This is a genomic window from Amycolatopsis sp. NPDC051102, from assembly GCF_040682815.1.
Taxonomy (GTDB): Bacteria; Actinomycetota; Actinomycetes; order Mycobacteriales; family Pseudonocardiaceae; genus Amycolatopsis.
Genome location: NZ_JBFBBT010000002.1, coordinates 199,765 through 225,456 on the forward strand (window position 1 = coordinate 199,765; position 25,692 = coordinate 225,456).

Consider the following 25,692-nt stretch of genomic DNA (forward strand, 5'->3'; position numbering starts at 1 on the left):
CCGTGGCTGCCGTCGGATCGGCACGTAAACGGCGCAGCATCACCGGCCGCCCGGTGGTGATCACCGGTGCGGCGTCCGGCATCGGCCGGGCACTCGCCACCCGGCTGTCCCGGCTCGGCTCGCCCGTCGCCCTGGCTGACGTCGACGAAGACGGCCTGAAGGCCACGGCGGCCGCCCTGCACGGCCGTGTGCTGACGCGCGTGCTCGACGTCCGCGACGCCGAGGACCAGCTCCGGTTCGCCGTCGAGGTCCGCGAGTGGCTCCCGGCTCCGCTGGCCGCGGTGTTCAACAACGCCGGCGTCGCGGTGACCTCGAGCGTGCTCGACGCGGTGCCCGAGGACGACGACTGGCTGCACGACATCAACTTCCGCGGCGTGGTGCACGGGACGCGCGCGTTCCTGCCGCTGCTCGTCGAGCAGGGCGAAGGCGCGATCGTGAACACCTCCAGCGTGTTCGGCCTGCTCGGGATGCCCTACCAGAGCGCGTACTGCGCGGCGAAGTTCGCCGTCCGCGGCTTCACCGAGTCGCTGCGGCAGGAGCTGCGCGGCACCGACGTCCGCGCGGTCACCGTGCACCCGGGCGGCATCACGACGAACATCGCGCGCAACGCCCGGGTGCGCCGCGACCCCGAGGGGCGCGGGCGCACCCACGAACAGATGGCCGCGCAGTTCGAGGCCATGACGATGACGTCACCGGACAAGGCGGCGGCGATCATCCACGCCGGCGTCGACCGCGGGAAGGCCCGCATCCTGGTCGGCCCGGACGCCTACCTGTTCGACGCGCTCGCCCGCATCACCCCCACCCACTACAACGCCGTGCTGACGCGCGTGATGCAGCGGCGGCGGACGGAGGCCGTCTGACATGACCGACCACGTCGACGTGCTGATCGTCGGGGCCGGGTTGTCCGGCGTCGGCGCGGCCCACCACCTGCGGGCGGCGTTCCCGCGCAAGACGTTCGCGATCCTCGAAGCCCGCGACGCGATCGGCGGCACCTGGGACCTGTTCCGCTACCCCGGAGTCCGGTCCGACTCGGACATGCAGACCCTCGGCTACCGGTTCCGGCCGTGGACCGACGCGAAGGCCATCGCGGACGGCCCGTCGATCCTGCGGTACGTCCGCGACACGGCGGCCGACGCGGGCATCGACCGGTTCATCCGCTTCGGGCACAAGGTGGTACGGGCCGAATGGTCCACAGAGGACGCCCGGTGGACGGTCGAGGCGGTGCACGAGGGGAAACCCGTCGAGATCACCGCGAAGTTCCTGTACCTGTGCAGCGGTTACTACGACTACGCCGCCGGGCACACCCCGGACTTCCCCGGCCTCGAGAACTTCGGCGGCACCGTCGTGCACCCGCAGCACTGGCCCGAGGACCTGGACTACACCGGCAAGAAGGTCGTCGTCATCGGCAGCGGCGCGACGGCGGTGACGCTCGTGCCGGCGATGACCGACCGCGCCGCGCACGTGACGATGCTGCAGCGCTCCCCCACCTACATCCTTTCGCTGCCGTCGGAGGACGTGCTGGCCAACCGGCTGCGCGGGCTGCTCGGCCCGCGGCTGGCGTACCCGATCGCGCGCTGGAAGAACGTCGCGGTGAGCACGCTGATCTACCAGCTCAGCCGGCGCCGCCCGGGCGTGGTGAAGCGGCTGATCCGCAAGGCGGCGCTGAAGCAGCTGCCGCCCGGGTACGCCGTCGACACCCACTTCAAGCCGCGCTACCAGCCCTGGGACCAGCGGCTGTGCCTGGTCCCCGACGGCGACCTGTTCCGCTCGATCCGCCGGGGCGACGCCTCGATCGTCACCGACCGGATAGCCTCCTTCACCGAACGGGGCATCCGGCTCGAATCGGGCAGCGAGCTCGAAGCCGACATCGTCGTCACCGCCACCGGGCTGCGACTGCTGGCCTTCGGCGGCATCGAACTGGTCGTCGACGGCGAGCCGGTGAAGCTGCCGGAAACCATGGCCTACAAGGGGATGATGCTCAGCGGCGTGCCGAACTTCGCCTTCACGATCGGCTACACGAACGCGTCGTGGACGCTCAAGGCCGACCTCGTCGCCGAGTACGTCGTCCGGCTGCTGCGCCACCTCGACCGCGGCGGCCACGACCAGTGCGTGCCGGTCAACGACGACCCGGCGGTCACCGAGCAGCCGCTGCTGGACTTCGACGCCGGGTACGTCCGGCGGTCGATCGACGAGTTCCCGAAGGCCGGGTCGCGGGCGCCGTGGCAGCTGGGCATGAGCTACGCGCACGACGTCGTCAAGCTCCGGCACGGCAAGATCGACGACGGCGCGCTGCGGTTCTCGCGGCGGCCCGGGGCGGGAGCGGGCAGACTGAGCGCATGACGCTCGCCACTGCCCCGGTCCGGGGGCGCTGACATGCACTCCGCGGGACTCGTGCTGCACCCCCGCCGCGACTCCGCCGCGGCCGTCGACGCCGTCCTCGGCTGGGCCGGGAAACGGGGCATCGAGGTCCTCGGCATCGCCGACGAGATCGTCCGGCTGAACTGCGCCGCGGTGGGGGTGACGCCCGAGGAGCTCGGGCGCCGCTCCGACCTGGTGGTCAGCCTGGGCGGCGACGGCACGATGCTGCGGGCCATGCGGCTGGCCGACGGACAGCGCGCGCCGGTGCTCGGGGTGAACCTCGGCAAGCTCGGCTTCCTCGCCGAGGTCGACGTCCCCGACCTGCCCGGCGCGCTGTCGGCGATCGACGGCCACGAGTTCACCGTGGAGCCGCGGCTGGCGGTGGACGCGGTGCTGCAGGGGCGGAAGATCACCGCGTTCAACGACATCGCGGTGGTGCGGGTGCCCGGCGACGGCAGCGCGGTGGTCGCCGTCCGCGTCGGCGGCCAGCCGTTCGTGAGCTACTCGGCCGACGCGGTGGTGGTGGCGACCCCGACCGGCTCGACGGCGTACAGCTTCTCGGCGGGCGGCCCGATCACCAGCCCCGCGGTGGAGGCGCTGCTGGTGACGCCGGCGGCGCCGCATTCGGCGTACAGCCGCGGTGTGGTGCTGTCGGTGCACGACGAGGTGACGCTGGAGCTGCTGCCGACCAGCGGCCGGCTGGCGGTGGAGGTCGACGGCCAGGTCGAGGGGTACGTCTCCGCCGGTGAGCGGCTCGACCTGCGCGGCCGGCCGAGCGCGGCCCGGGTGGTCCGGCTCGGCATGACGACGTTCTACCAGCGGGCGCGGCGCAAGCTGCGGCTCACCGACTCGGCCGAGATCCCCCAGGACGGCGACCACTGACGGTGTCCTGCGTCACAGCGCGGGCGCGTCGGCAATGGTCACGGAAAGGTCACGGGTAGCGTGCGCGGCTGCGCCTGAACCAGCCCTACCGCCCCGGAGTGTCTCTCTACATGCTGTGTCCCGCACCCGTCCGCCCCCGCCTGCGCGCCCGCCTCCTCGTGCCCGGGGCACTCGCCGCTTTCGCCGGCGCCGTCGTCCTGTTGACCGTGCTGCACGTCGACCGCCGGCTCGCGCCCCTCGACCCGGTGAGCACGATGCTCAGCGACTACGCGCTGAGCCCCGGCCGCGGCCTGTGGGACGGCGCGCTGCTGCTCACGAGCACGGGCTCGGCGTTGCTGCTGGTGGCGCTCTACCGCCGTGGCCTGCTGGCGAACCCGGCGCTGGTGGCGGCGAAGGCGCTGTGGTGCGTGAGCCTCCTGGCGGTGGCGGTGTTCGCGAAGGACCCGCAGGGCGGCGCGATCACGGCCACGGGCAAGATCCACCTGTACGCCTCGGCGGTGACGTGCCTGAGCCTCCCGATCGTCGGCTGGGCACTGGGCCGCCGCCACCGGGACGACCCGCGCTGGCGCCGCTTCGCGGCCTGGTCCCGCCGGCTGGCCCTGGCGGCGATCCCGTTCTACCTGCCGTTCATCGTCCCGTTCGCGGTGAACGTGATCCTGGGCGGTCACCTGCCGACCGTGGCGACGGGCCTGGTGGAGCGGCTGATGATGGTGCTGGAGATCGCCCTGCTCGCGGTGCTCGGCCAGTGGGCCCACCGGGCGATGCCGGCCGGGGTCCGGTTCCGGGCGGCGGTCTCGCCGGCCTGACCGGCGGCCGCCCCTATCCGGGCTGGTCCTGCGTCCGGTGCAGCAGCCAGTCACGGTTCGTGCGGATCAGCGCGTACCGCACCGCCCCCGTCCGGCCGTGCAGGGTGAACAGGATCCGCTTGGCCGTCCGGTCGTGCTCTTCCCACCAGCCCGTGTCGGCGATCTTCTTCGTCTCGTCCTCGTAGGCGAGGTGGTCGAGCGCGTGGTCCGGCACCGCGACCGCGAGCCGGTTCGTGGTGGTGTCCGGCGGGAGGCCGCGCGGGACCGCCCACGACCTCAGCACGCCCGCCTCCTCCAGCCGCAGGTCGAAGTGGTGCCGGGGGCGCCAGTGCTCGTGCAGCACGAACGCCGGTCGCCGATCGGTCACGTCCCTCACCCTGCCAGACGCCCGCCCCGCTAGGTTGGACCTCGCACGGGGAAACCAGGGAGGCCGCGGTGAACGTCGCCGGTGGGGTGTTGCCGGCCGCTGCCGGGGTGGCCCTCGTCGTGTTCGCCGTGCGGCTGGGGCGCGAACCGCGACGGCTCGGCAACGCCGTCTGGCTCGGGGTGGCGCTGCTGCTGACCGCGCTGTGGCTGCTGCGCACGGCGTTGCACCTGGAGTTCCTGACGCCGGTGCTGGTGGGGCTGCTGGGTGTCGTGGTGGTGCTCGTCGCCCTGGGGCTGCCGGTCGCGCTGATCGCCAACGGCGTGCAGATGTGGCGGCGGGAAGGACGCAGCGCCGGAAATCTGCTGTCGCTCGCCCTGGGCGTCGGGCTCGTGGGGCTGGAGGCGCTGTTCTTCGTCCCGCTGGGCCGGTGGGGTTCGGCGCTGGTGGCCATCGCCGCCGTGCTGGCCTGCTACTTCGGGTTCCTGTTCCTGTCGCTGCTGATCTACTCGGTGGTGTACGGCAGGCTCGGCCGCCGCGGCGGGTTCGACGCGATCATCGTGCTCGGCTGCGGCCTGGCCGGCGAGCGCGTGCCGCCGCTGCTCGCCGGGCGGCTCGAGCGCGCGATCCGGCTCCACGACCGCGAGGCGACGCCGCCGCTGCTCGTCGTCTCCGGCGGGCGGGGTCCGGGCGAAGCCGTCACCGAGGCCGAGGCGATGCACGCCTACCTGCGGGACCGCGGCGTCCCGGACGACCGGATCCGGCGTGAAGACCAAGCCCGCACGACCGAGGAGAACCTCCGGTTCTCGGCCGCGCTGCTGCCCGCCGAGGCGCGCCGGGTGGTGGCGGTGACCAGCAACTACCACGTGTTCCGGACGGCGGTGGAGTGCCGCCGGCTGGGCCTGCCGTTCCAGGCTACGGGCGCCCCGACGGCCCGGTACTTCCTGCCGAGCGCGCTGCTGCGCGAGTTCGCGGCGCTGATCCTGCACTACCGCCGGACGACGATCGCGGCGTGCGCGGTGATCGTCCTCGGCGGCCTGGCCCTGGCGATCTTCGCCTAGCCCGGGCGCAGCACCGAACACGCGCGGGCCACGCCGTCCTCGGCCCGCAGTCGCGCGCCGACGTACTGGGCGCCGCGCCGGAACAGCGGGTTTTCCGTCAGTTCCCGCAGCCGCGCGGTCAGCACGTCGGCGTCGAGCTCCTTCAGCGGCAGCGGTTTCGGGCCGGCGCTGAGCCGCGACACCCGGTCACCCCAGTAGGGCTGGTCGGAGAAGACCGGGCAGACGAGGGCCGGCACACCGGCCCGCAGCCCGGCCGCGGTGGTGCCGGCGCCGCCGTGGTGGACGACGGCGGCGGTGCGCGGGAACAGCCAGTCGTGCGGGACGTCCCCGGCGACCAGCAGGTCGTCGGCGTCGACGCCGGAGCTGACCACCCCGCGCAGCCCGGCCCGGCGCAGCGCCGTCCGGACGACTTCGAAGGTCCTCTCGGCGTCCGCGGGCTGCATGCTGCCGAAGCCGACGTAGACGGGTGGCGGCCCGGCGGCGAGGAAGTCGCGCAGCCGCGGGTCCGGCGGCGCGGGGGTGTCGAGGAACCAGTAGCCGGTGACGTGCACGCGCTCCGGCCAGTCGGGCGGCCGCGGCACGACGGCGTCGGAGAAACCGCACAGCACGGCCGAACGCCGCTGCGGCCCGCGCGGCCCGGCTTTGGGCAGGCCGAGCGTCTCGACGCGCCAGCGGTCGACCTCCGGGCGCAGGACCTGCCAGGCGAGGGCGTCGACGGCGCCGAAGCTGAGCTGCCGCCCCCAGGGTCCGAGCCGCGCGGCCCGCGGCAGGAGCGGGTGGGCGAACGCGCGCGTCGGCACGCTCGGCTGGTAGTGCAGTTCGGCGTCGGGGACGCCGAGGTGGGCGCCCAGGTGCGCGCCGAGGAACCCGAGCGAGGGGGCGAGCACGAGGTCCGCCCCGGCGGCCCCGGCGTGGACGTCGGCGAGGAGCCGGTCGAGCACGGGCCGCAGGACGTCCCGGAGCCGGGAGACGAAGGACAGCCGGCGCCCGGCGGTCCACGCTTGCCCGGCCGCCGAGCCGAGGATGGCACCGGGGTCGGCGGATAGGGGCGCGAAGGTGAGGTGGTGCGCTTCGACGAGCGCCCGGAAGGAGGGCGCGGCGAGCACCCGCACCCGATCCCCGGTGGCGGCGAGGCCCCGGCCGAGGGCAACGCAGGGTTGGACGTCGCCACGCGAGCCAGGCGCGACGATGACCACCTGGCGGCTCATGGCTTCGCCTCGACGAACCGGCCCCGGTGGACCGGAGCCGCCGCCGTCCGCGATCGGCGGGGCGGCCGCACGCCGGGACGGCAGGCCACCACGCCTCCCGCACCGCTCCACGACCCCCGCCAAATCGCGCCCACGGCCGACCGCGCTCACCGCTTCGCCGCCGTCAGCCGGTACCGCAGCCGGAACGGCAGGTTCGCCAGCACCGCCGCCAGCCGGGCATCCGCGCCCACCAGGTACCGCGGTGCCGGGCGGCGGGCCACCAATGCCCGCACCACGACCTCCGCCGCGCGGCGCGGGGGCACTCCCGTGCGTTCCGAGCGCGCCGCGCTCCGCTCCGCCGCCGCCAGCTGGGCTCCGTACCGCTCCAGGGCCGCCGGGGACAAGCCCGATCTGACTTCCTCCGCCGCCGCTCTCGCGCGCGGCCAGATCGCCGTCGTCACCGCTCCCGGCTCGACCAGGACCACGTGGATGCCCTCCGGGGCCAGCTCCGCGCGCAGGCTGTCGGTCAGGCCGACCAGCGCGAACTTCGCCGTGTGGTACGGGCCGACCATCGGTCCCGCGATCCGGCCGCCGATCGACCCCAGCGTCACCACCCGGGCCGACTCCGCGCGCCGCAACGCCGGGAGCATCGCGCGCGTCACCGCCAGCTGACCGGTCACGTTCACCTCCAGCTGCTCCCGGAACGCCGTCAGCGGCACGTGTTCCAGCGGCCCCGGCCGGGCCAGGCCCGCGTTGTTCACCAGGCCCCGCAACGGTCCCGCCGCCGCGACGCGCTCCCCGCACTCCGCGATCGAGTCCGCGTCGCGCAGGTCCATCCGCACCACCGTGACCGCGTCGCCGTACGCGCGCCGCAGTTCCGCTTCGTCGGCGTCCGTGCGCACGCTCGCCCACACGTGCGCGCCCCGCCGGACCAGCTCCGCCACGCACGCGCGGCCGATGCCGCCCGATGCGCCGGTGACCACGTAGGACGGCTTCACGACGCCAGCACCTGCAGCATCCGGGGCCACGTCCGGTGCAGCTGCTCCTGCCAGTACGCCCACTGGTGGGTGCCCGGACCGTAGAGATCCACCGTCGCCGGGACGCCGAGCGCGCGCAGCCGCGCGGCCATCGCCGTGGTCTGGGCGCCGCACAGGAATTCCAGGAGCATCGCGCCCGGCAGCACGTCGATCGGGAGTTTCGCGTCGAGCGGGCCCGGCAGGCCGTTGCCCGCCGAGAGGTACAGCTCGGTGCCGCGCAGGCGGCCGGCGTTCACCAGCGGGTCGTGCGCCGCCCAGCGCGCGGCCTCGCGGCGCCGGTCGCCCCACAGCGCCTCGGGGTCGAGGTGGGCCGACGTGACGATCGCGCCGGTCAGCAGCTCGCCGGCGGGGCCGGTCGGGTTGAGGTTGCCGCTGAAGGACGCGGCGTAGCGGAACACGCCCGGCCGCCGCGCGGCCAGCTCGATCGCGCCGTACCCGCCGAGGGACAGGCCGGCCGCCGCGCGCCGCCCGTCGCCGCGGTAGCCGCGGTCGATCAGCTGCGGCAGCTCGACGGCGGTGAACGTCTCCCACTGGTTGAGCGCGATGTCCTTGCCGTAGTTCCACCAGTCGCTGAAGAAGCCCGCGGGCCCCGAACCGGGCATGACGACCAGGACGCCGGCGTCGTCGGCGAGCCGCCGGACGTCGGTGTTCGCGCTCCAGCCCCGGTAGTCCTGCAGCCGGGTCTCGCCGGCGAGCAGGTAGACCGCCGGCCAGTTCCGGTCCGGCTCGGCCGCCCAGTCCCGCGGCAGGATCAGCCGGACCATCGCGTACGCCCCGACGCCGGCCGAGCGCACGGTCAGGTCGAGCACCCGGCCGTCACCGTCCACAGTGGTCTGGGCGACGACGTGCGACCCGTCGTCGGCCCGCGCGTTCGGCACGGCCGCCGCGGCCACGGCGGGCACGCCGGGCAGCGCGCACGCCACGGCCGCCAGCACCGTGCCCCACCTCGCAAACAGGCGCATGCGTTTCCTTTCCCGTTCACGAAATTCCGAAGAAGTGCGGTCAAGCTAGCCGAACACCGTTTGAACGCGCAATTGTCCTGTCCACGATGCGGGCGGACAATGTGAATGGAAGGAAAACAAACTCCCCCGTCAGGGTGAGTCGCCGGTCGCGGAGCGTGGCCGATCTCGGACGCCCGTGCCACTTCGCCGGTCCGAACTCGCCAGTAACCTGCGATTCAGCAGGTCACCGCCCGTACACGAAGATGTTTACGCGGTCTTGAGGCGCTTCCGGTAACCGATTACCTGCCGTAACCTGACCCGTGCCGCCGGGCTCGCGTGTCCCGGCGAAGGGTTCCAGCGCCGGGACCGCTCCTCCCCCGAGAATGCTCCCGGAAGGGTTCCCATGCCTGCCCGAATTCGTTTCTCCCCGGCTCGCGCCGCCGTCCTCCTGGTCGCCGCGGCCGCCGTGGCGGCCATTTCGGCCGCCGAACCGGCCACCGGCGCGGCGCCGGCGCCGGCACCTGTTCCGGGGCCGCCCGCGGTACCCCCGGCCGCCCTGCTGCCCGCCGAAGCGATCCCCGGACACCCCGCGGCCCGGGACGTGTTCGACGTCGCCACCGCACTGTCCACTGCGGACCGCTCGGACGGCACCGGGTGCGACGACGTCGTCCACGGGCGGCTGCTGAACCCCGGCGCCGCGACCGGGCAGGGCTTCCAGACCGCGGTGCCCGGTGGCCAGCTGTCCGAGCTGGTCGCCCGCACCCCGCACCCGCCCGATCTGACCGCCTGGACCGCGCAGGCACGCCGCTGCGGCCAGGTCACCCTCGACGATCAGGGCTTGCCGGCGGTCTCGACGACGACCGTCACGGCCGCGCCCGCGGTTCCCGGCGCGCAAACCCTGTCCTACCAGCAGGTCCTGACCCTGCCCGGGCAGCCGGCCGAGGTGCCGGGCCTGCGCCTGCGCACCGTCGCCGTCGCCGCCGGCGACGTGCTGGTCCTGCTCCGCGACGCCGGGACGACCGGCCTCGACCTCGACACCCTGGCCGTCACCGCGTGGCAGCACGCGGCCCCGCGGCTCGGCCGCTAGCAAGGAGAACCCCATGTCCCACCCGACTTTCCCGGCCCTCGGCGGCGACACCCTGACCGCGTGCCTGCGCCACTGGGCGGCGGCCACCCCCGACGCCCCCGCCGTCACCTTCGCCGACTTCGCCACCGACCGCGCCGGCCGCCGGCGCACCCTCAGCTGGCAGCAGCTGGCCGAGCGCGTGGACGCCGCCGCGGCGGCGTTGCCGGTGTCGCCCGGCGACCGCGTCGCCGTGCTTTCCCCGCAGGGTCCCGATTACATCGTCGGCTTCCTGGCCGCGATCGCCGCGGGTGCGATCGCGGTGCCGTTGTTCGACCCGGGCCTGCCCGGCCACGCGGGACGGCTCGCCGCGGTCCTCGCCGACTGCGCGCCCGCCGCCGCCGTCACGAACACCGCCGCCCAGCCGGCGGTCGAGCAGTTCCTCGGCGGCGACGTCCCGGTCGTCGCGGTGGACCGGCCCGGTCCGGCCCGGTCGTGGCCCGCACGGCAAGCCACTCCGGACGACGTCGCCTACCTGCAGTACACCTCCGGCTCGACCCGCAGCCCGGCCGGGGTGGTGCTGACCCACGCGAACGTGCTCGCCAACGTCACCCAGGCGGTGCAGGGCCTCGGCCTCGACCCGGCGGCGGCCACCACGGTGTCCTGGCTGCCGCTGTTCCACGACATGGGCCTCGTCCTCGGCCTGATCACGCCGCTCGCGCTGGGCCTGCGGTCGGTGCTGATGGACCCGCTGGCCTTCATCGAGCGGCCGGTGCGGTGGCTGGAACTGCTCGGCGACCACGCCGGCAGCTGGAGCGCCGCCCCGAACTTCGCCTTCCACTACTGCGCCAGCCGGATCCGCGAACCCGACCGCGCCCGGCTGCGGCTCGGCCGCGTCGCCGCGATCGTCAACGGCGCCGAGCCGATCAACCCGGACGTCCTCGACCGGTTCCACACCGCCTTCGCCGCCGCTGGCTACCGGCCGGAGATGACGCGTCCGGCGTACGGCCTGGCCGAGGCGACCGTCTTCGTGACCACCGGCCCCGCCGCGGTCCCGCGCGTCACGACGTTCGACCGCGACGCCCTCGCCACGGGCACCGCGCAACCGGCGACGAGCGGCGTCCGGCTGGTCGCCTGCGGTGCCCCGGCCGGTCAGCTCGTCGCCCTCGCCGACCCGGAGACCGCCGTCGCGCTCCCGGACGGCTCGGTCGGCGAAATCTGGGTCCACGGTCCCAACGTCGGCGACGGCTACTGGCAGAAACCTTTGGAGAGCACGGAAACCTTCGGCGCGCGGCTGGCCGGCGGCCGGCCGGGAGGGCCGTGGCTGCGGACCGGCGACCTGGGTGTCCGGCACGGCGGCGAGCTGTACATCGCCGGCCGGATCAAGGACCTGATCATCGTCGACGGGCGCAACCACTACCCGCAGGACGTGGAGGCGACCGCCGCGTCGGCCGACGCCGCCATCCGCCCCGGCAGCGTCGCCGCCTTCGCCGTCGAAGGCGCCGACACCGAGGCCGTCGTCGTGGTCGCCGAACACCGCGGCCACGCGGACCTGACCGAACCGGCCGAACGCGCGCTCGCCGCCGCGATCCGCCGGCTGGTCTCCGACGCGCACGGGCTCGCGCTGCGGGACGTCCTGCTCGTCCCGGCCGGGCGGGTCCCGCGCACCTCCAGCGGCAAGATCGCGCGCGGCGCCTGCCGCGACCGCTACCTCGCCGGCGACTACGGAAAGGCCCTGGCGCGATGAGCGACCCGACGACCGACACCCTGCGCCGCTGGCTGCTGGACACCGTCGCCGAGCACACCGGCGTCCGCGCCGAGCCGCACCGCCCGCTCGGCGACTACGGCCTGTCCTCCCGCCAGGCCGTCGGCATCGCCGCCGACCTCGAAGAGCGGCTCGGCCGGCGGCTGCCCGCGACGCTGCTGTGGGAAAGCCCCACCATCGACCACCTCGTCCGCAGCCTGACCGGCGCCGAGGAGCCGGACGTCCCGCGGACCACCGACCGCCGCCGGACCGATCCCGTCGCCGTGGTCGGCATCGGCTGCCGCTTCCCCGGCGCGGACGGGCCGGCGGAGTTCTGGGAGCTGCTGAGCCGCGGGCGGGACGCCGTCCGGACCGCACCGCCCGGCCGCTGGGACGCCGGCGCGGCGCCGGTGCTCGGCGGGTTCCTCGACGACGTGGCCGGCTTCGACGCCGGGCACTTCGGCATCACGCCGCGCGAGGCGGCGACGATGGACCCGCAGCAGCGGATGCTCCTGGAGGTCACCTGGGCAGCACTGGAGGACGCCGGGATCGCGCCGGCGTCGCTGCGCGGCAGCCGGACCGGGGTGTTCACCGGGATCGCCACCCACGACTACGGCCACCTGACGATGACCGGCGGCGAGCCGGACCTGTGGACCGCGACCGGCGCGGCGGGCAGCATCGCGGCGAACCGGCTGTCGTACGTCTACGACCTGCGCGGACCGAGCATGGCGGTCGACACGGCGTGCTCGTCTTCGCTGGTGGCGGTGCACCACGCGGTGCGCGCGCTGCGCGACGGCGACGCGGACGTGGCGCTCGCGGCCGGGGTCAACCTGATGCTGCTGCCGGGCCCGACAGCAGCCTTCGCCGCGGCCGGGCTGCTCGCGGACGACGGCCGCTGCAAGACGTTCTCGGCGGCCGCCGACGGCATCGCGCGCGCCGAAGGCTGCGGCGTGGTGGTCCTGAAGCGGCTGACGGACGCCGAATACGACGGGGACCGGGTGCTCGCGGTGATCCGCGCGTCGGCGGTCAACTCCGACGGCCGGTCGAACGGCCTGGCAGCGCCGAACCCGGTGGCGCAGCAGGCGATGCTGCGGGAGGCGTACCGCGGGTTCGATCCGTCCACTGTGGACTACGTGGAGGCGCACGGCACCGGCACGCTGCTCGGCGACCCGATCGAGGCCCGCGCGCTCGGCGCGGTGCTGGGCGCGGGCCGCGCAGCGGGCACACCGCTGCTGATCGGCTCGGTGAAGACGAACATCGCGCACGCGGAGGCCGCGGCGGGGATCGCCGGGCTGATCAAGGTGGTGCTGGCGATGAAGCACGGCACACTGCCCCCGCAGCTGCACTTCGCGGCGCCGAACCCGCACATCTCCTTCGACGACCTGCGGCTGAAGGTGGTCACGGAGGCAACGTCGTGGCCGCGGCACACCGGCCGCGCGATCGCCGGGGTGTCGGCCTTCGGGTTCGGCGGGACCAACGCCCACGTGGTCCTCGAGGAACCGGCGTCGCAAGAGGACACCGGGCGGCCCGCCGCCGGCGTCCGGATCACCGTGCTCTCCGCGCGCACCCGCGACCGGCTCGCCGAACGGGCCGGGCAGCTGGCCGACTGGCTCGACACCCCCGCCGGACGGCGCAGCCCGCTCGCCGACGTCACCCACACCCTCTTCCGCCGCGACAACGCCGACCCGCACCGCGCGGCCCTCGTCGCCGCGGACCACAGCGAACTCGCCGGTCTGCTCCGGGCCGTCGCCGCCGGTACCGATCCGCTGCCCGCCGGAGCCGTCACCGGGACCGCCGTTGACGGCGAAGGACCCGTGTTCGTCTTCTCCGGGCACGGTTCGCAGTGGCCGGGGATGGGCCGGCGCCTGCTCGCGGCCGAACCCGCGTTCGCCGCGCAGATCGACAAGCTCGGGGATCCCTTCACCGAACACACCGGGCGGTCGCTGCGGGCGCTGCTCACCGGCGGCACGCCCGGCTCGCTCGCCGAAACGCAGCTCGCGATCTTCGGGATGCAGGTCGCGCTCGCCGCGCGGTGGGAGGCGCTCGGCGTCCGGCCCGCCGCCGTCCTCGGGCACTCGCTCGGGTCCGCGGCCGCCGCCGTCGTGGCCGGGGTGCTGACCGCCGACGAAGCCGTCCACCTCGTCGCCACCCGGGCCCGGCTGCTCGGCACGATCGGCGACGGCGGGGCGATGGCCGCCGTCGAGCTGACACCCGGCGACCTCGCCCGCCACCCCGGTGTCGAACTCGCCGTCGACTCCGCACCGGGGCAGCTGACCGTCGCCGGGGACGCGGCCGTCCTGGACGAGCTCGTCGCCGAGCTCACCGCCGCCGGGCGGGGCGCGCGCCGGCTGCCGGTCGGCGTGGCCGGGCATTCGGCCGGGGTCGAGCCCGTCCTCGGCGCCCTGCGGGACGCGCTCGCCGAGCTCGGCGGGCGACGGCCGCTGGTGCCCTGGTACGACACCGTCCTGACCGATCCGCGCGAGCTGCCGGACTTCGACGCCGGGTACTGGGCCGCCCACCTGCGCCGTCCGGTGCGGTTCCGGCAGGCCGTCACCGCCGCGGCCGCCGACGGGCACCGCGTGTTCGCCGAGATCTCGCCGCACCCGATCCTGCGGGGCTCGCTCGCCCGGACGCTCGAAGCCGCCGGCATCGGCGACGCCGTCGTGACCGGCACCGTGCGCCGCGGCCAGGACGAGGTCCGCGCGTTCGGCGCGGCCGCGGCGACGCTCTACTGCGCCGGCACGCGGATCACCCTCAGCACCCCGGACGACGGCGCGCGGCTCGCCGACGTCCCGCCGATGCCGTGGCGCCACGAACGGCACTGGTACACCGGACCGGCGCCGATCGCCGAGGACGCGCAGCCCGTCACGGCGCCGGCCCCCGGCCCCGGGCCGGACCGGCTCACCGAGATCGTCGCCGCGATCATGGGGCTGTCCCCCGGCCGCCTCGACCCCGGCACCCCGCTCGTCGACCTCGGGCTGGACTCCCTGATGGCGAACCGGATCCGCGAAGCCGTCCGCCGGGAGCTGGGCACCGAGCCCGACACCGCCGCCGTCCTGCGCGGCGCCACCCTCGCCGACCTCAACCGCGACCTCGCGCCCCGCGGGCGGGCCTGGGACGCCGCCGACCGGCTCGTCCTGCGGCTGTGGCGGGAGCACACCGGCGCCGACGCCGCCGGCCCGCACGCCCGGCTGACCGCCACCGACTGCCCGGAACACCTGGCCCGGCTGCTCGCCGACGGGCTGACGGCCGAGCTCGACACCCCCGTCGACCCGGCCGAGCTGCTGGCGCACGACACCCTCGCCGCCATCGCCGACGTGGCGCGGGCCGTCCTCGACACCCGCGAAGAACGCGGGCCGGTGCACGTCCTGAAGGCGGGCGACGCCGGGACCGCGCCACTGCTGCTGTTCCACCCCGGCGGCAGTACCTGCACCGTCTACCGGCCGCTGCTGGACCGGCTGCCCGCCGGCGTCCCCTGCGTCGGCTTCGAACGCGTGCCCGGCGCCACCATCGAGGAGCGCGTCGACCGGCTGCTGCCGCTGGTCCGGGCGCGCCGGCCGCACGGGCCCTACCGGCTCGCCGGCTGGTCGTTCGGCGGCGCTCTCGCCTACGGCGTCGCCGCGCGGCTGGCCGACGAGGGCGAAGCGGTCGAGCTTGTCGCGCTCATCGACACGATGCTGCCGCTGCCGGAACCGGACCTCGACCCGCGCGCGTCGTCGGCCCGGCGGTTCCTGCGCTTCACCGGCTACGTCGAAGGCACCTACGGCCGGGCCGTCCGGCTCGGCCACGAGGAACTCGCGTCGCTGCCCGAAGAGGAACAGATCGAGCTCACCATGCGCCGGGTCGCCGAAGCCGGGCTGCTGAGCCCGGGCGTGCTCCGCCACCAGCACCAGTCCTTTTCGGACACCCTGGCGGCGGAACGCGGGACCCCGCGCCGCTACGACGGCCGGGTGGTGCTCTACCGGGCGACCGAGCCGTACGCCGCCGGGCTGGCCATGGAACCGCGCTACTCCCGCACCGACCTCGCGGCCGGCTGGGCGGACCTGTGCCCGCGGCTGGAGATCGTGCCGGTGCCCGCGCACCACCTCTCGGTGGTCGACCCGCCGCACGTCGACGTCGTCGCGCGGCACCTGGCCGGCCTGCTGTGGCCGTGACCCGGGCGTGGCCGCTGCTGGCGGTGCTCGGCGCCGGCCTGTTCCTGGTCGCGGTGGACGCCACCGTGCTGCACGTGGCGCTGCCGGACCTCGTCCGGCAGCTGCGGCCCGGCGCGGCCGCCCAGGTGTGGATCGTGGCGATCTACCCGCTGACCGCGGCGCCGCTGCTCCTGCCCTCGGGCACGCTCGGCGACCGCTTCGGGCGGCGCCGGGTGCTGGTCACGGGTTACGCGCTGTTCGGGCTGGCGTCGCTCGCCTGCGCGCTCGCCCCGAACGTGGCGGCCCTGCTCGCCGCCCGGGCAGCCCTCGGCTGCGGGGGCGCCCTGATCATGCCGGTGACGATGTCGCTGCTGCGGGAGCTGTTCCCCGACCGGCAGCGGCGCCGGACGGCGATCGCGGTGTGCAGCGGCATCGCCGGGACCGGTTCGGTGTTCGGGCCGGTGCTCGGCGGCCTGCTCGTCGAGACGTGGGGCTGGCGGGCGACGTTCCTGGTCAACCCGCCGGTCATCGTCGCCGCGGTGGCGGCGGCCCTGCGGTGGCTGCCGCGGACCCCGCCCGGGCGCGGGCCGTGGGACGCGCTCAGCGCCGGGCTCGCCGCGGGCGGCGTGCTCGGGATCGCCTTCGCCGCCGGGCCGTCGGGGGGCGGCCCGGCGGCGGGGGTGGCGGGCGCCGGACTCCTCGCGTTGTTCGTGCGCCGCCAGCGGCGGGCGGCCACGCCCCTGCTGGACCTGGCCCTGTTCCGGCGGCCGGGCGTGCCGGGCGCGGCCGGCGGCGTGCTGCTGGTGATGAGCACGCTCGTCGGCCTCGGGCTGCTGCTCGCGCAGTACCTGCAGGTCGTGCTCGGGCTCTCCCCGACGGCCGCGGCGGCGCGGCTGCTGCTCGTGCTCGGGGCGTCGGCCCTGGGCAGCGTCGTCGCCCCGGCGCTGCTGAGCAGGTTCGGCAACGCCGGGGTCCGCACGGCGGGGTACTCCCTCGCCGCGGCCGCCCTCGCCCTTCCCGCGGCGGGCGCGTTGACCTCGCCGTGGTGGCTCGGTTGCGCGCTGGTGGGGTCAGGGTTCGGCATGGCGCTCGCGCTGACGTCGAGCACCGACACGCTGCTGTCGGCCGCGCCCGCTGACCGGGCGGGTGGCGCGGCCGCGGTCGAGAAAACCGGCTACGAGCTGGGCGCGGGCCTGGGCACGACGGCGTTCGGCTCGCTGGCCGCCGCCGTCTACGCGGCCCACCTGGTGGTGCCGCCCGGCGTGCCGGAAGCGGCCGAACGGCTGGCGACGGCCGGGCCGGCCCAGGCGGAAGCGGCGTCGCACGGACTGGCGCAGGCTGACGAGCTCCTCGCGGCGGCCCGGACGGCCTGTACGGTCAGCGTGCAGGCCGCGGCGGCCGTCGCTGCTGGGCTGTTCGCCCTCGCGGCGTTGGTCTCGATCATCCGCCGCCGTATAGGGCGTTATACGATCAGAAGTGGTCGCGGTCCGCTTCCCGGGCGGCGACCTCGGCGCGGTCCGCGAGCCGTTCCAGGCCACGCAGGGGCTGACGCATCCGGGGGTTTCCCCGCAGCCGTCCGGCGTTGCGGTCCAGGAACGCCCAGTAGCCCGCGGTGAACGGGCAGGCGCCGGGCCCGGTCCGTTTCTTCGGGTCGAACACGCAGCCCGGGCAGTGGTCGCTCATCCGGTCGATGTAGGCGCCACCGGCCGCGTACGGCTTGGTCGCCACCATTCCCCCGTCGGCGTACTGGCTCATCCCGATCACGTTGGCCGGCATCACCCAGGGGAATCCGTCGACGAACGCCGTGGCGAACCAGCGGGTCAGCGCGGCCGGGTCGTAGCCGCGCTGCAGCCCGTGGTTGCCGAGCACCATGAGGCGTTCGATGTGGTGGGCGTAGCCGCGGTCGCGGACGCCGGCCAGCGCGGTGCGCAGGCACGCCGCCTCGACGGCGTCGGCGTCCAGCGTCCGCCACCACTCCGGCAGCTTCCGGTGGGCCTGCAGGGCGTTGCGGCGCAGGTAGTCCGGTCCGGCGTGCCAGTACCAGTGCCACACCCACTCCCGCCAGCCCAGCACCTGCCGGACGAACCCTTCGACGCTGCTCAGCGGCGCGTCCCCGGTCCGGTACCGCGCTTCGGCCTGCCGGACGACCTCGCGGGGATCGAGCAGCCCGAGGTTCAGGGGCACCGAAAGCAGCGCGTGCGCCATCGCCCAGTCGTGGGTCAGCATCGCGTCCTGGTGCGGGCCGAACGCGGGGAGGCGGTGGTCGAGGAACCGGCGCAGCGCCCGGTTCGCTTCGTCGTGCCCGACGGCGAACTGCCGCGGGCCGTCCACGCCGACCGGGTGAATCTCCCCGGCGCGCTCGGCCGCGTCGAGTTCGGCGCGGACCCGCTCGTCGATCGCGTTCTCCCGCGGGCGCCACGGCGCGGGGACGTCGAGCCGGACCGCTTTCGGCGGCGGCCGCCGGTTGTCGTGGTCGTAGTTCCAGTGCCCGCCTTCGGGTACGCCGTCGGCCTCCAGCAGCACGCCGAACTTCCGGCGCTGGTCGCGGTAGAAGTCCTCCATGACGAACCGCGCGCGGCCGCCGGCCCAGGTCGCGAAGTCCTCTTTGGACCGCATGAAGCCGGGCGTCGGCAGGATTTCCGTGACCACGCCTTCGTCGCGCAGCCGCCGGACGAAGGCGTCGGCCGCGTGCGACGTCGGCTCGTGCACCACGACCGGGCGCCCGAAGCGGCGCAGGCCGGTGCGGTAGTCAGGCGCGTCGACGAGGGTGACGCGGTCGCCGAGGTCGGCGGCGAGCCGGTACAGCGCGGCCTGGACCAGGTGCAGCTTCTGCCGGTGGAACGGTTTCGCGGCGAAGGCCGCGGCCGACCGGATCAGCAGCACGTCGCGATCGCGGTGTGCGGGCGTGCTGTGGAAGTGCGGTCCGAGCTGGTCGGCGAACAGCCACAGCGCGGGCTCGTCTCGCATGCGCGGAACGCTAACCCGCTTCCGGCGGCTCCGCAGCGTAGGTCCGGAGGATTTCCGTGGTGTCGCCGAGGAACCGCGCCACCACCTCCGCCTGCTCCGGGGGCAAGCCGTCCGTCAACCGGGTGATGGCGTCGACGAGCGGGGCCAAGGCGGCCCGGACCTCGACGCGCGCCGCTTCGCTCACGACGAGGGTCACCCGCCGGCCGTCGCGGGGGTGCGGGTCGCGGCGGACGTGGCCGGCGGCCTCCAGGCGGTCGACCAGGACGGTGGCCGACGCGGACCGGATCTTGAGCGCGTGCGCGAGGTCGACGGTACCCATCGGCACGCCGGTCGCCAGGTGCTGCAGGGCCTGCACGTCGGTCGCCCCGAGGCCGAGGCGCCGGGCCAGCGCGACCTGGACGTCGTGGGCGAGCGCGAGCAGCTCCCGCAGGGCGAGGTTCACCCGGAGCGCGACGGGACGGTCTTCCACGGAAGTCATTCTAAGTTAGCTAGACAATCTAGCTAGATTTGCTACCGTGGAGCTCGTGGACGTCCGAGCGATGAACGCCGAAATGACCGCGAAACTGATCGACGCCCCGGCCGAGGCCCCACCCGAAGGCGGGTACGCGCTGCGCGTCGTCGAGACCCACGGCCGCCGCACCGGCGAACCGCGGCGGGTGCCGCTGGCCGTCGTCGCGCACGACGGCGGGCAGTACCTCGTCTCCCCGGTCCGCGACCGCGACTGGGTGGAGAACCTGCTGGTCACGCCGGAGTGCGCGCTGCTGTCCGGCGGCCGGCGGGAGGACCGCCGGGCCGAGCCGGCCGAGGGCGAGGAAGCGGCCGCGGTGGTCGCCGCCTACCTGGCCGCGATGTCGGTGCCGTGGGCGATCCGGGCGTTCCCGGTCCCCCAGAACGCCACCCTCGGCCAGATCCTCGCGCACCTGCCGGGCATGGCGGTGTTCCGCCTGTCCACAATGGACGCACCGTGAGCGTCGCGATCGCCGGCGGCGGCCCCGGCGGCCTGCTGCTCGGCTACCTGCTCGCCCGCGCCGGGATCGAGGTCACCGTGCTGGAGTCCCGGTCCGGCTTCGACCGCGACTTCCGCGGCGACTCGCTGCACCCCTACACCCTCGAACTGCTCGACCGGCTCGGCTTGGCGGACGCCCTCCTCGAACTCGACCACTTCAAGGCGCGCTCGTTCCGGTTCCACACCCCCGACGGCGTCTACCGCGCCGCGGACTACGACCGCCTCCGCACGCCGTTCGCCTACATCGCCCTGATGCCCCAGGTGCGGTTCCTGGACTTCCTCGCCGAGCGGGCGAGCGCGCTGCCGTCGTTCACCCTGCGCACCGACGCCAAGGTCACCGGGCTGCTCGAAGACGCCGAGGGCACGGTCACCGGCGTCCGCCACCGCGGCGGCGAACTGTCCGCATCCGTCGTCGTCGGCGCCGACGGCCGGTTCTCCACCGTCCGCCGGCTGGCCGGGCTCGAAGCCCGCCCGCTCGGCGCCACCACCGACCTGCTCTGGTTCCGGCTGCCCCGCTCGGCCGGCGACCCGCCCGACGCGGACCTCGACCTCTACTTCGGGCGCGACGCCTACGTCGGCGTGCTCGGCGGCGTCCGCGACTGGCAGGTGGGCTACAGCCTCGAGAAGGGCTCATACCCGGCGTTGCGCGAGCGCGGGGTGGAGCCGATCCGCGCGTTCGTGCGCGAGCGCGTGCCGTGGCTGGCCGACCGGGCGCACCTGCTCACGGACTTCTCGCAGACGACGCTGCTGTCGGTGGACATCTCGCGCGTGGACCGCTGGCACCGCCCGGGCCTGCTGCTGCTCGGCGACGCCGCGCACGTCATCTCGCCGGTCGGCGGCAACGGCATCCTGATGGCGGTCCAGGACGCCGTCGCCGCGGCGAACCGGCTGATCCCCGCCGTCCGCCGGGGCGGAGTCACGCCGGCGGACCTCGCGGGTGTCCAGGCCGACCGGATCCGGGCGATCGAGCGGGTCCAGGCCGAGCAGGTGCGGGTCGAGCGGCGGGCCGCCGCCGCCCGGGCGCGCGGCCGCGGCGCCGCGCCCCCGAAGCTGCTCAAGTACCTGTTCGCGGTGCCCGGGGTGCGCACCCGCGGGGCGCGCGGCAACGCCTACGGGCCGTTCCCGCCTCAGCTGGACGAGTCCCTCTTGTCGTCGTAGGAGGTCCAGCCGCCCTGGCTTTCGGCCGCTTCGACGTCGGCGTCGGCGGACGCGGCGTGGGTCATCGCGGCGATCGTGCGCTCGAGGCCCTGCTGGACCTCGTCGCCGTCCGCCTCGCGGACGCTGTGCAGCGTGACGGTGATTTCCGAGGTCGCCGGGCCGTCTTCGCGGATGCGCAGTTCGCCGTGGTAGTCGTCGGGACCTTCGGCGCCCCACTTCAGCGAGCGGGTGCCCGGGTCGGTGTGCAGCCACGCCTCGCTCGCGACGCGGTTGCCGTGCACCTCGGCCTCGACGTGGACGGTGTCCCCGCCCTGCGGCTCGGCGACTTTCATCTCCGGGAAGTAGCGCGGCAGGTTCTCGGGATGGCTCAGGAACGCGAACAGCTCGTCGGCGGGGATGTCGGCGGTCACGGTGTGGCGGTACTCGGTCATCTTCTCACTCCTGCTCAGCGGTCGGCGATCGCGGACGGATACCCCTGATGCGGTGCATTAAAAGGGTTCGCGCGGGGAACCCCGGAAGCATGACGGCCACCGAACCCGAGACCCGGGCGCCACGGCGGGGCCCGGCCCCCGTCCAGGGCATGGGCATGCTGATCGGCCTGTTGTTCCTCGTGCTCGCCGCGCTGGAGCTGATGACGGGGGTCCCGACCGCCGGCGGCCCGAGCGTGCTGTTCGGTGTGCTCGCCGTGTCCGGGGTGTGGACGCTGGTGCACCTGCTGACCGGCGCCGCCGCGGTGTTCTGCACCCGGTCGTCGCGCTGGGCCGCGCGGTTCCTGGTCGTCGCCGGCGCCTGCTACGCCGTGGCCGGGCTCGCCGGGCTGCTCCCGCTGCCGCGCGCGGTCACCGACACGCTGCCGCTGAACACCGCCGGGATCTGCTTCGACCTGGCGCTCGGCACGGCGATGCTCATCCTCGGGGCAGGGTGGCTCCGGCGCGGACCGGCACGACGCCGCTGACGACGTCGTCCCGCGGCTCGAACCGCACGAGCAGCGCCGCGACCAGCACCGCGAGTCCGAACAGGACATAGCCGTTGCCGGTGAGCTGCTGGCCGAAGCCCCACTGCCGTTCCACCTCGCCCCCGCGCGGCCACCACCACTGCGGCCCCGCCACGAACAAGACCGCGCCGGCCCCGGCCAAGACCGCGACCCCGCGCCGCCGCGTCCGGCGGGCCAGCTCCGCCCAGCCGAGCAGGACGACCACGGCCCAGACCCAGTGGTGGGTCCACGAGATCGGCGAGACCAGCAGCCCGCCGACGGCGTTGAGGCCGAGCGCCACGGTGGTCTCCCCCGCGGCCAGCGCGCGGCGCACGCCCCACGCGGTCACCACCAGCACCACGGCCACCAGCGGCAGCCACCACGCGGTCCGCGCCTCCGGCGGCACCCCGGCCCGGGCGAGCAGGCCCAGCAGCGACTGGTCGCCGGCGTAGGTCGGCTCGCCGACGCGGCCGGTCTCCCAGAGCGCGCCCGTCCAGTACCGCACCGAATCCGCACCGGCGAGCACGAAGCCCAGCGCCGTCGCGGCCACGAACGTCACGACGGCGGTCACCGCGGCCCGGGTGTCCCGGCGCAGCAGGAAGTACAGCAGGAACACCGCCGGGGTCAGCTTCACCGCGGCGGCGAGGCCGATCAGCAGGCCACGCGGCCACCGCGGGGTGTCGACCAGGACGTCCAGGACGACGAGGGCGAGCAGCAGCAGGTCGATCTGGCCGGCGTACAGCGTGCGCAGCACCGGCTCCAGGACCTCGGCGGCCAGCAGCAGCACGCCGACTCGCCGCCAGTCGCACCGCGCGCCGAGCGCGCGCAACACGGTCACCAGCACCAGCGCCAGCAGCCCGAGCGTCAGCAAGGTGAGCGCGAGACAGGCGGCCCAGTACGGCAGCACCGCCAGCGGGGCCAGCACGATCGCCGCGAACGGCGGGTAGGTGAACAGCAGCGACTGGCCGTCGCCGGTGGGCGGCAGCGTCCCGTAGAGCGCCTGGCCGTGCAGCAGGGCCGCCGAGCCGAGCCGGTAGACGTCCAGGTCGACGCGGTAGGCCGGCAACCGCCACCGGCCGCCGTTGTACGACACGAGCACCGCCACCAGCACGATCAGCTGCGCCCCGAGCAGCACGTACCTGTTCCCCAGTTTGGCCCGCACCCCTGTGCCCCCTCCGGTCATCCCCCGCATTCTGTCGGGTCCCGGCCGGGGCACCATCCGGGAAACCCCCGGAGGCGACCCCGGAAAACCCCTTGCCGCCCGTGCCACCCTGGGCGCATGGGGACTCCGGAGGGCTTCGCCTACCGCGACGAGCGCGGCACGGTGGCGATCACCCACCACGGCCGGCCGGCCGGGACGCTGCGCGGGGCCGCCGCCGCGCGCTTCCTGGCCGCGGTGGCGCGCGGCGACGACCAGCAGCTGCTCATGGCGCGCGTGACCGGCAACTACAAGCACGGCAACGAACGCCGGGCGCGCGAGCACCCGCGCAACCGCGGACGCTGACTCGTCCGGCCGTTCGGGGCAAGCGGCACAACCGGATGGGCTAGCATCCCGTTCCGTGCCGACCTCGTCAAAAATTCACGCCAACCCCAACACCGGCTTCGCGTGGCTGAGGATGATCGGCGCGATCACGGTGATCGTCGACCACAGCATGCCGCTGCTGCACCCGCAGCGGCTGACGGTCTTCCCCGCGTCCTGGCACATGTCGCCTGGGTACATCGCACTGATGGGCTTCTTCGCGATGAGCGGCTACCAGATCCAGGACAGCTGGGCGCGCGACCCGTCGTGGTGGCGGTTCGCCGCGCGGCGGCTGCTGCGGATCATGCCGCCGCTGGTCGTGGTGCTGCTGGTGACGGTGTTCGTGATCGGCCCGCTGGTGACGACGTGGCCGGCGCACGCTTACTGGACGCACATCCAGACCTGGCGCTACCTGGTCGGCACGACCGTGCTGTTCTACATGCAGCACGAGCTGCCCGGGGTGTTCGCGGCCAACCCGTACCCGTTCTCGGTGAACGGCGCGCTCTGGACGCTGCCGATGGAGCTGCTCGGCTACGGGCTGGTCCTGGTGGCCGGGGTGATCGTGCTGATCGGCGTGCCGCGCTGGTTCCTGCTGGTCGTCCTCGGCGGCATGGTCTACACCGACAGCGTGCTGCGGGCGACGTTCGAGTACCACGGCGCCGGCGGGTCGCTGCTGGTCGTGCCGATCGGGTCGACGGTGTCGTTCCTGGTGCCGTTCGTGATCGGGGTGGTGCTGCACGCCTACCGCGACCGGATCCCGCTCAAGCCGTGGGTGGCGCTCGTGCTGTTCGCCGCGTACCTCGGGCTGAGCCAGACGCCGGCGAGCCGGTACGCGCTGGCGCTCAGCGCGGCCTACGGTGCGATCACGCTCGCGACGCACTGGCCGCGGAAGCTGGAGGCCGCCGGCCCGTATGTCTACGGCAGCTACGGCACCTACATCTGGGGCTTTCCGATCCAGCAGCTGCTGATCCTCGCCGGCGTGCGGCAGGTGTGGCTGCTGATCCTGCTGGCCGTACCGGCCGCCTACGTCGTCGGCCAGCTGTCCTGGAACTACGTCGAAAAGCCGACGCAGCGGCTGCGACGGCACCTGCGGCCGCCCGCGCCGGTCCGGCGGCCGGTGGCCGCGCCGCCGCAGCTGCCCGTCACCGCGGCCGCCCCGGTGCGCAGATCCTGAGGCATGCTGGCGCGGTGACCTACGACGTGTGGAAGATCCGCGAGCACTTCCCCGCCCTCGACGGCGGCGCCGCCCACTTCGACGGCCCCGGCGGCTCCCAGGTCCCCGACGTGGTCGGGGCGGCGGTGGCCGGCACGCTGTGCGCGGCGATCGCCAACCGCGGCGTCGTCACCGCGGCCGAACGCCGGGCGAGCGCGGTGGTCGCCGAAGCCCGGCAGGCGGTCGCCGACCTGCTCGACGCCGACCCGGCCGGTGTGGTGTTCGGCCGCAGCATGACGCAGCTGACGTACGACTTCTCCCGCACGCTGGCCCGGAACTGGGGCCCGGACGACGAAGTCGTGGTCACCCGCCTCGACCACGACGCGAACATCCGCCCGTGGGTCCAGACCGGCGCGAAGGTGCGCTGGGCCGATTTCGATCCCGCGACGGGCGAGCTCGCGCCGATCGGGCCGCTGCTGTCGGAGCGGACGAAGCTGGTCGCGGTGACGGCGGCGTCCAACCTGCTGGGCACCCGCCCGGACATCCCGGCGATCGCGGCGGAGGTCCACGCCGCGGGCGCGCTGCTGTACGTCGACGGCGTGCACCTGACCCCGCACGCGTCGGTGTCCGCCGGAGACCTCGGGGCGGACTTCTACGCGTGCTCGCCGTACAAGTTCCTCGGGCCGCACCTGGGGGTGCTGGCGGCGGCGCCGGCGTTGCTCGAGACTTTGCACCCGGACAAGCTGCTGCCGTCGACGGACGCGGTCCCGGAGCGGTTCGAGCTGGGCACGCTGCCGTACGAGCTGCTGGCCGGGACGACGGCGGCGATCGGCTTCCTCGCCGGGCTGGTGCCGGGTCCGGGTTCGCGGCGGGCGCGGCTGGTGGCATCGATGGCGGAGCTGGAGAAGCACGAGAACGCCTTGCTGGCGCGGCTGGACGGCGGTCTGGAGTCGTTGCCCGGTGTCACGCGGTACGGGTCGCCGGAGCGCCACCGGACGCCGACGGTGTTGTTCTCGGTGGACGGGGTGCCGTCGCAGGCCGTGTACGAGCATCTCGGCGCGGCCGGGGTCAACGCGCCGGCCGGGAGTTTCTACGCGATCGAGTGTTCGCGGCACCTGGGGCTGGGCGACACGGGCGCGGTCCGGGCGGGAATCGCGCCGTACACGACGGAGGACGACGTCGACCGGCTGCTGGCCGCAGTGGCGTCGCTCCCCCGCCGCTGAATGCGTCGTGAGTGGTAAGGCGAGTTAGAACTCGCCTTACCACTCACGACCCGCTCCGGGTCGGCGCGAACCCCGTCGGGCGGGGGGTGAAACTGCCCCGCCCCGAGGGGCGGCTCC

General features: G+C 74.7%; 22 protein-coding genes and 1 pseudogene. 15 read left to right on the forward strand and 8 right to left on the reverse strand.

What is annotated here, in order from left to right; genetic code table 11:
- Positions 1 to 2: 2 nt before the first annotated feature.
- The 4 genes from AB0M93_RS06895 to AB0M93_RS06910 all read left to right on the forward strand — a co-directional run bounded on the left by AB0M93_RS06895 (position 3) and on the right by AB0M93_RS06910 (position 4,046).
- Positions 3 to 860, forward strand: a complete 858-nt coding sequence (locus AB0M93_RS06895) for an SDR family NAD(P)-dependent oxidoreductase (RefSeq protein ID WP_364269246.1) — start codon at positions 3 to 5, stop codon at positions 858 to 860.
- 1 nt (position 861) lies between these two features.
- On the forward strand, positions 862 to 2,340 hold the full coding sequence (locus AB0M93_RS06900; protein ID WP_364269248.1) for an NAD(P)/FAD-dependent oxidoreductase: 1,479 nt from the start codon (positions 862 to 864) through the stop codon (positions 2,338 to 2,340).
- A 33-nt stretch (positions 2,341 to 2,373) separates the two neighbouring features.
- The gene (locus tag AB0M93_RS06905) at positions 2,374 to 3,240 is read left to right on the forward strand and encodes an NAD(+)/NADH kinase (protein ID WP_364269250.1); all 867 of its coding nucleotides are present in this window, start codon (positions 2,374 to 2,376) and stop codon (positions 3,238 to 3,240) included.
- A 98-nt stretch (positions 3,241 to 3,338) separates the two neighbouring features.
- Positions 3,339 to 4,046, forward strand: coding sequence for a DUF998 domain-containing protein (locus AB0M93_RS06910; protein WP_364269252.1), 708 nt, complete (start codon positions 3,339 to 3,341; stop codon positions 4,044 to 4,046).
- A 13-nt stretch (positions 4,047 to 4,059) separates the two neighbouring features.
- Here AB0M93_RS06910 and AB0M93_RS06915 read toward each other — a convergent pair whose 3' ends face one another.
- A complete protein-coding gene (locus tag AB0M93_RS06915; RefSeq protein WP_364269253.1) occupies positions 4,060 to 4,413 on the reverse strand; it encodes a DNA polymerase ligase N-terminal domain-containing protein in 354 nt (117 codons plus the stop codon).
- 68 nt (positions 4,414 to 4,481) lie between these two features.
- Here AB0M93_RS06915 and AB0M93_RS06920 point away from each other — a divergent pair, with 68 nt between their 5' ends.
- On the forward strand, positions 4,482 to 5,471 hold the full coding sequence (locus tag AB0M93_RS06920) for a YdcF family protein (protein ID WP_364269255.1): 990 nt from the start codon (positions 4,482 to 4,484) through the stop codon (positions 5,469 to 5,471).
- Here the strand turns inward: AB0M93_RS06920 and AB0M93_RS06925 are convergent.
- From AB0M93_RS06925 to AB0M93_RS06935, 3 genes are all read right to left on the reverse strand, one after another.
- Positions 5,468 to 6,679, reverse strand: a complete 1,212-nt coding sequence (locus AB0M93_RS06925) for a glycosyltransferase (RefSeq protein WP_364269257.1) — start codon at positions 6,677 to 6,679, stop codon at positions 5,468 to 5,470. The genes AB0M93_RS06920 and AB0M93_RS06925 overlap by 4 nt on opposite strands.
- Before the next feature lie 146 nt (positions 6,680 to 6,825).
- A complete protein-coding gene (locus AB0M93_RS06930; RefSeq protein WP_364269259.1) occupies positions 6,826 to 7,656 on the reverse strand; it encodes an SDR family NAD(P)-dependent oxidoreductase in 831 nt (276 codons plus the stop codon).
- Entirely contained in the window at positions 7,653 to 8,657 is a 1,005-nt protein-coding gene (locus AB0M93_RS06935; RefSeq protein ID WP_364269261.1) for an alpha/beta hydrolase family protein, read from the reverse strand. The genes AB0M93_RS06930 and AB0M93_RS06935 overlap by 4 nt, the downstream gene beginning before the upstream one ends.
- Positions 8,658 to 9,039: 382 nt before the next feature.
- On the opposite strand from AB0M93_RS06935, the gene AB0M93_RS06940 reads away from it, so the two are divergent.
- From AB0M93_RS06940 to AB0M93_RS06955, 4 genes are read left to right on the forward strand one after another with little or no spacing between them, the layout of a single operon-like run.
- Positions 9,040 to 9,723: a hypothetical protein gene (locus AB0M93_RS06940; RefSeq protein WP_364269263.1), complete on the forward strand. Its 684-nt coding sequence runs from the start codon at positions 9,040 to 9,042 to the stop codon at positions 9,721 to 9,723.
- A gap of 13 nt (positions 9,724 to 9,736) precedes the next feature.
- Positions 9,737 to 11,446, forward strand: a complete 1,710-nt coding sequence (locus AB0M93_RS06945; RefSeq protein ID WP_364269265.1) for a fatty acyl-AMP ligase — start codon at positions 9,737 to 9,739, stop codon at positions 11,444 to 11,446.
- Positions 11,443 to 15,597, forward strand: a complete 4,155-nt coding sequence (locus tag AB0M93_RS06950) for a beta-ketoacyl synthase N-terminal-like domain-containing protein (RefSeq protein ID WP_364269267.1) — start codon at positions 11,443 to 11,445, stop codon at positions 15,595 to 15,597. The genes AB0M93_RS06945 and AB0M93_RS06950 overlap by 4 nt, the downstream gene beginning before the upstream one ends.
- Entirely contained in the window at positions 15,588 to 17,192 is a 1,605-nt protein-coding gene (locus AB0M93_RS06955) for an MFS transporter (RefSeq protein ID WP_364269269.1), read from the forward strand. The genes AB0M93_RS06950 and AB0M93_RS06955 overlap by 10 nt, the downstream gene beginning before the upstream one ends.
- Positions 17,193 to 17,949: 757 nt before the next feature.
- Here the strand turns inward: AB0M93_RS06955 and AB0M93_RS06960 are convergent.
- Both AB0M93_RS06960 and AB0M93_RS06965 read right to left on the reverse strand, forming a co-directional pair.
- Positions 17,950 to 18,543 (reverse strand): annotated as a pseudogene (locus AB0M93_RS06960) (cryptochrome/photolyase family protein); the annotation flags it as partial.
- A 10-nt stretch (positions 18,544 to 18,553) separates the two neighbouring features.
- A complete protein-coding gene (locus tag AB0M93_RS06965) occupies positions 18,554 to 19,012 on the reverse strand; it encodes a MarR family winged helix-turn-helix transcriptional regulator (protein WP_364269271.1) in 459 nt (152 codons plus the stop codon).
- Between the two features lie 46 nt (positions 19,013 to 19,058).
- Between AB0M93_RS06965 and AB0M93_RS06970 the strand changes: the two genes are divergently transcribed.
- The gene (locus AB0M93_RS06970) at positions 19,059 to 19,511 is read left to right on the forward strand and encodes a nitroreductase family deazaflavin-dependent oxidoreductase (RefSeq protein ID WP_364269273.1); all 453 of its coding nucleotides are present in this window, start codon (positions 19,059 to 19,061) and stop codon (positions 19,509 to 19,511) included.
- Positions 19,508 to 20,707, forward strand: a complete 1,200-nt coding sequence (locus AB0M93_RS06975; RefSeq protein WP_364269275.1) for an FAD-dependent oxidoreductase — start codon at positions 19,508 to 19,510, stop codon at positions 20,705 to 20,707. Before AB0M93_RS06970 ends, AB0M93_RS06975 begins: the two co-directional genes overlap by 4 nt.
- Here AB0M93_RS06975 and AB0M93_RS06980 read toward each other — a convergent pair.
- Positions 20,677 to 21,138 carry an SRPBCC family protein gene (locus AB0M93_RS06980; protein ID WP_364269276.1) on the reverse strand — a complete coding sequence of 154 codons (462 nt, stop codon included), beginning with the start codon at positions 21,136 to 21,138 and terminating at the stop codon, positions 20,677 to 20,679. The genes AB0M93_RS06975 and AB0M93_RS06980 overlap by 31 nt on opposite strands.
- 89 nt (positions 21,139 to 21,227) lie before the next feature.
- On the opposite strand from AB0M93_RS06980, the gene AB0M93_RS06985 reads away from it, so the two are divergent.
- On the forward strand, positions 21,228 to 21,662 hold the full coding sequence (locus tag AB0M93_RS06985) for a DUF4383 domain-containing protein (protein WP_364269278.1): 435 nt from the start codon (positions 21,228 to 21,230) through the stop codon (positions 21,660 to 21,662).
- Here AB0M93_RS06985 and AB0M93_RS06990 read toward each other — a convergent pair.
- The gene (locus tag AB0M93_RS06990) at positions 21,613 to 22,863 is read right to left on the reverse strand and encodes a glycosyltransferase 87 family protein (RefSeq protein ID WP_364269280.1); all 1,251 of its coding nucleotides are present in this window, start codon (positions 22,861 to 22,863) and stop codon (positions 21,613 to 21,615) included. The two genes, AB0M93_RS06985 and AB0M93_RS06990, sit on opposite strands and share 50 nt — an antisense overlap.
- 96 nt (positions 22,864 to 22,959) lie before the next feature.
- On the opposite strand from AB0M93_RS06990, the gene AB0M93_RS06995 reads away from it, so the two are divergent.
- Genes AB0M93_RS06995 through AB0M93_RS07005 form a run of 3 tightly spaced genes read left to right on the forward strand, consistent with a single transcriptional unit; the run spans position 22,960 to position 25,575 of the window.
- Complete coding sequence (locus AB0M93_RS06995) at positions 22,960 to 23,184, forward strand: hypothetical protein (RefSeq protein ID WP_364269282.1); 225 nt, start codon at positions 22,960 to 22,962, stop codon at positions 23,182 to 23,184.
- Between the two features lie 55 nt (positions 23,185 to 23,239).
- Complete coding sequence (locus tag AB0M93_RS07000) at positions 23,240 to 24,373, forward strand: acyltransferase (protein WP_364269284.1); 1,134 nt, start codon at positions 23,240 to 23,242, stop codon at positions 24,371 to 24,373.
- Positions 24,374 to 24,387: 14 nt separating this feature from the next.
- Positions 24,388 to 25,575 carry a cysteine desulfurase-like protein gene (locus AB0M93_RS07005; RefSeq protein ID WP_364269286.1) on the forward strand — a complete coding sequence of 396 codons (1,188 nt, stop codon included), beginning with the start codon at positions 24,388 to 24,390 and terminating at the stop codon, positions 25,573 to 25,575.
- The last annotated feature ends 117 nt before the right edge of the window (positions 25,576 to 25,692 follow it).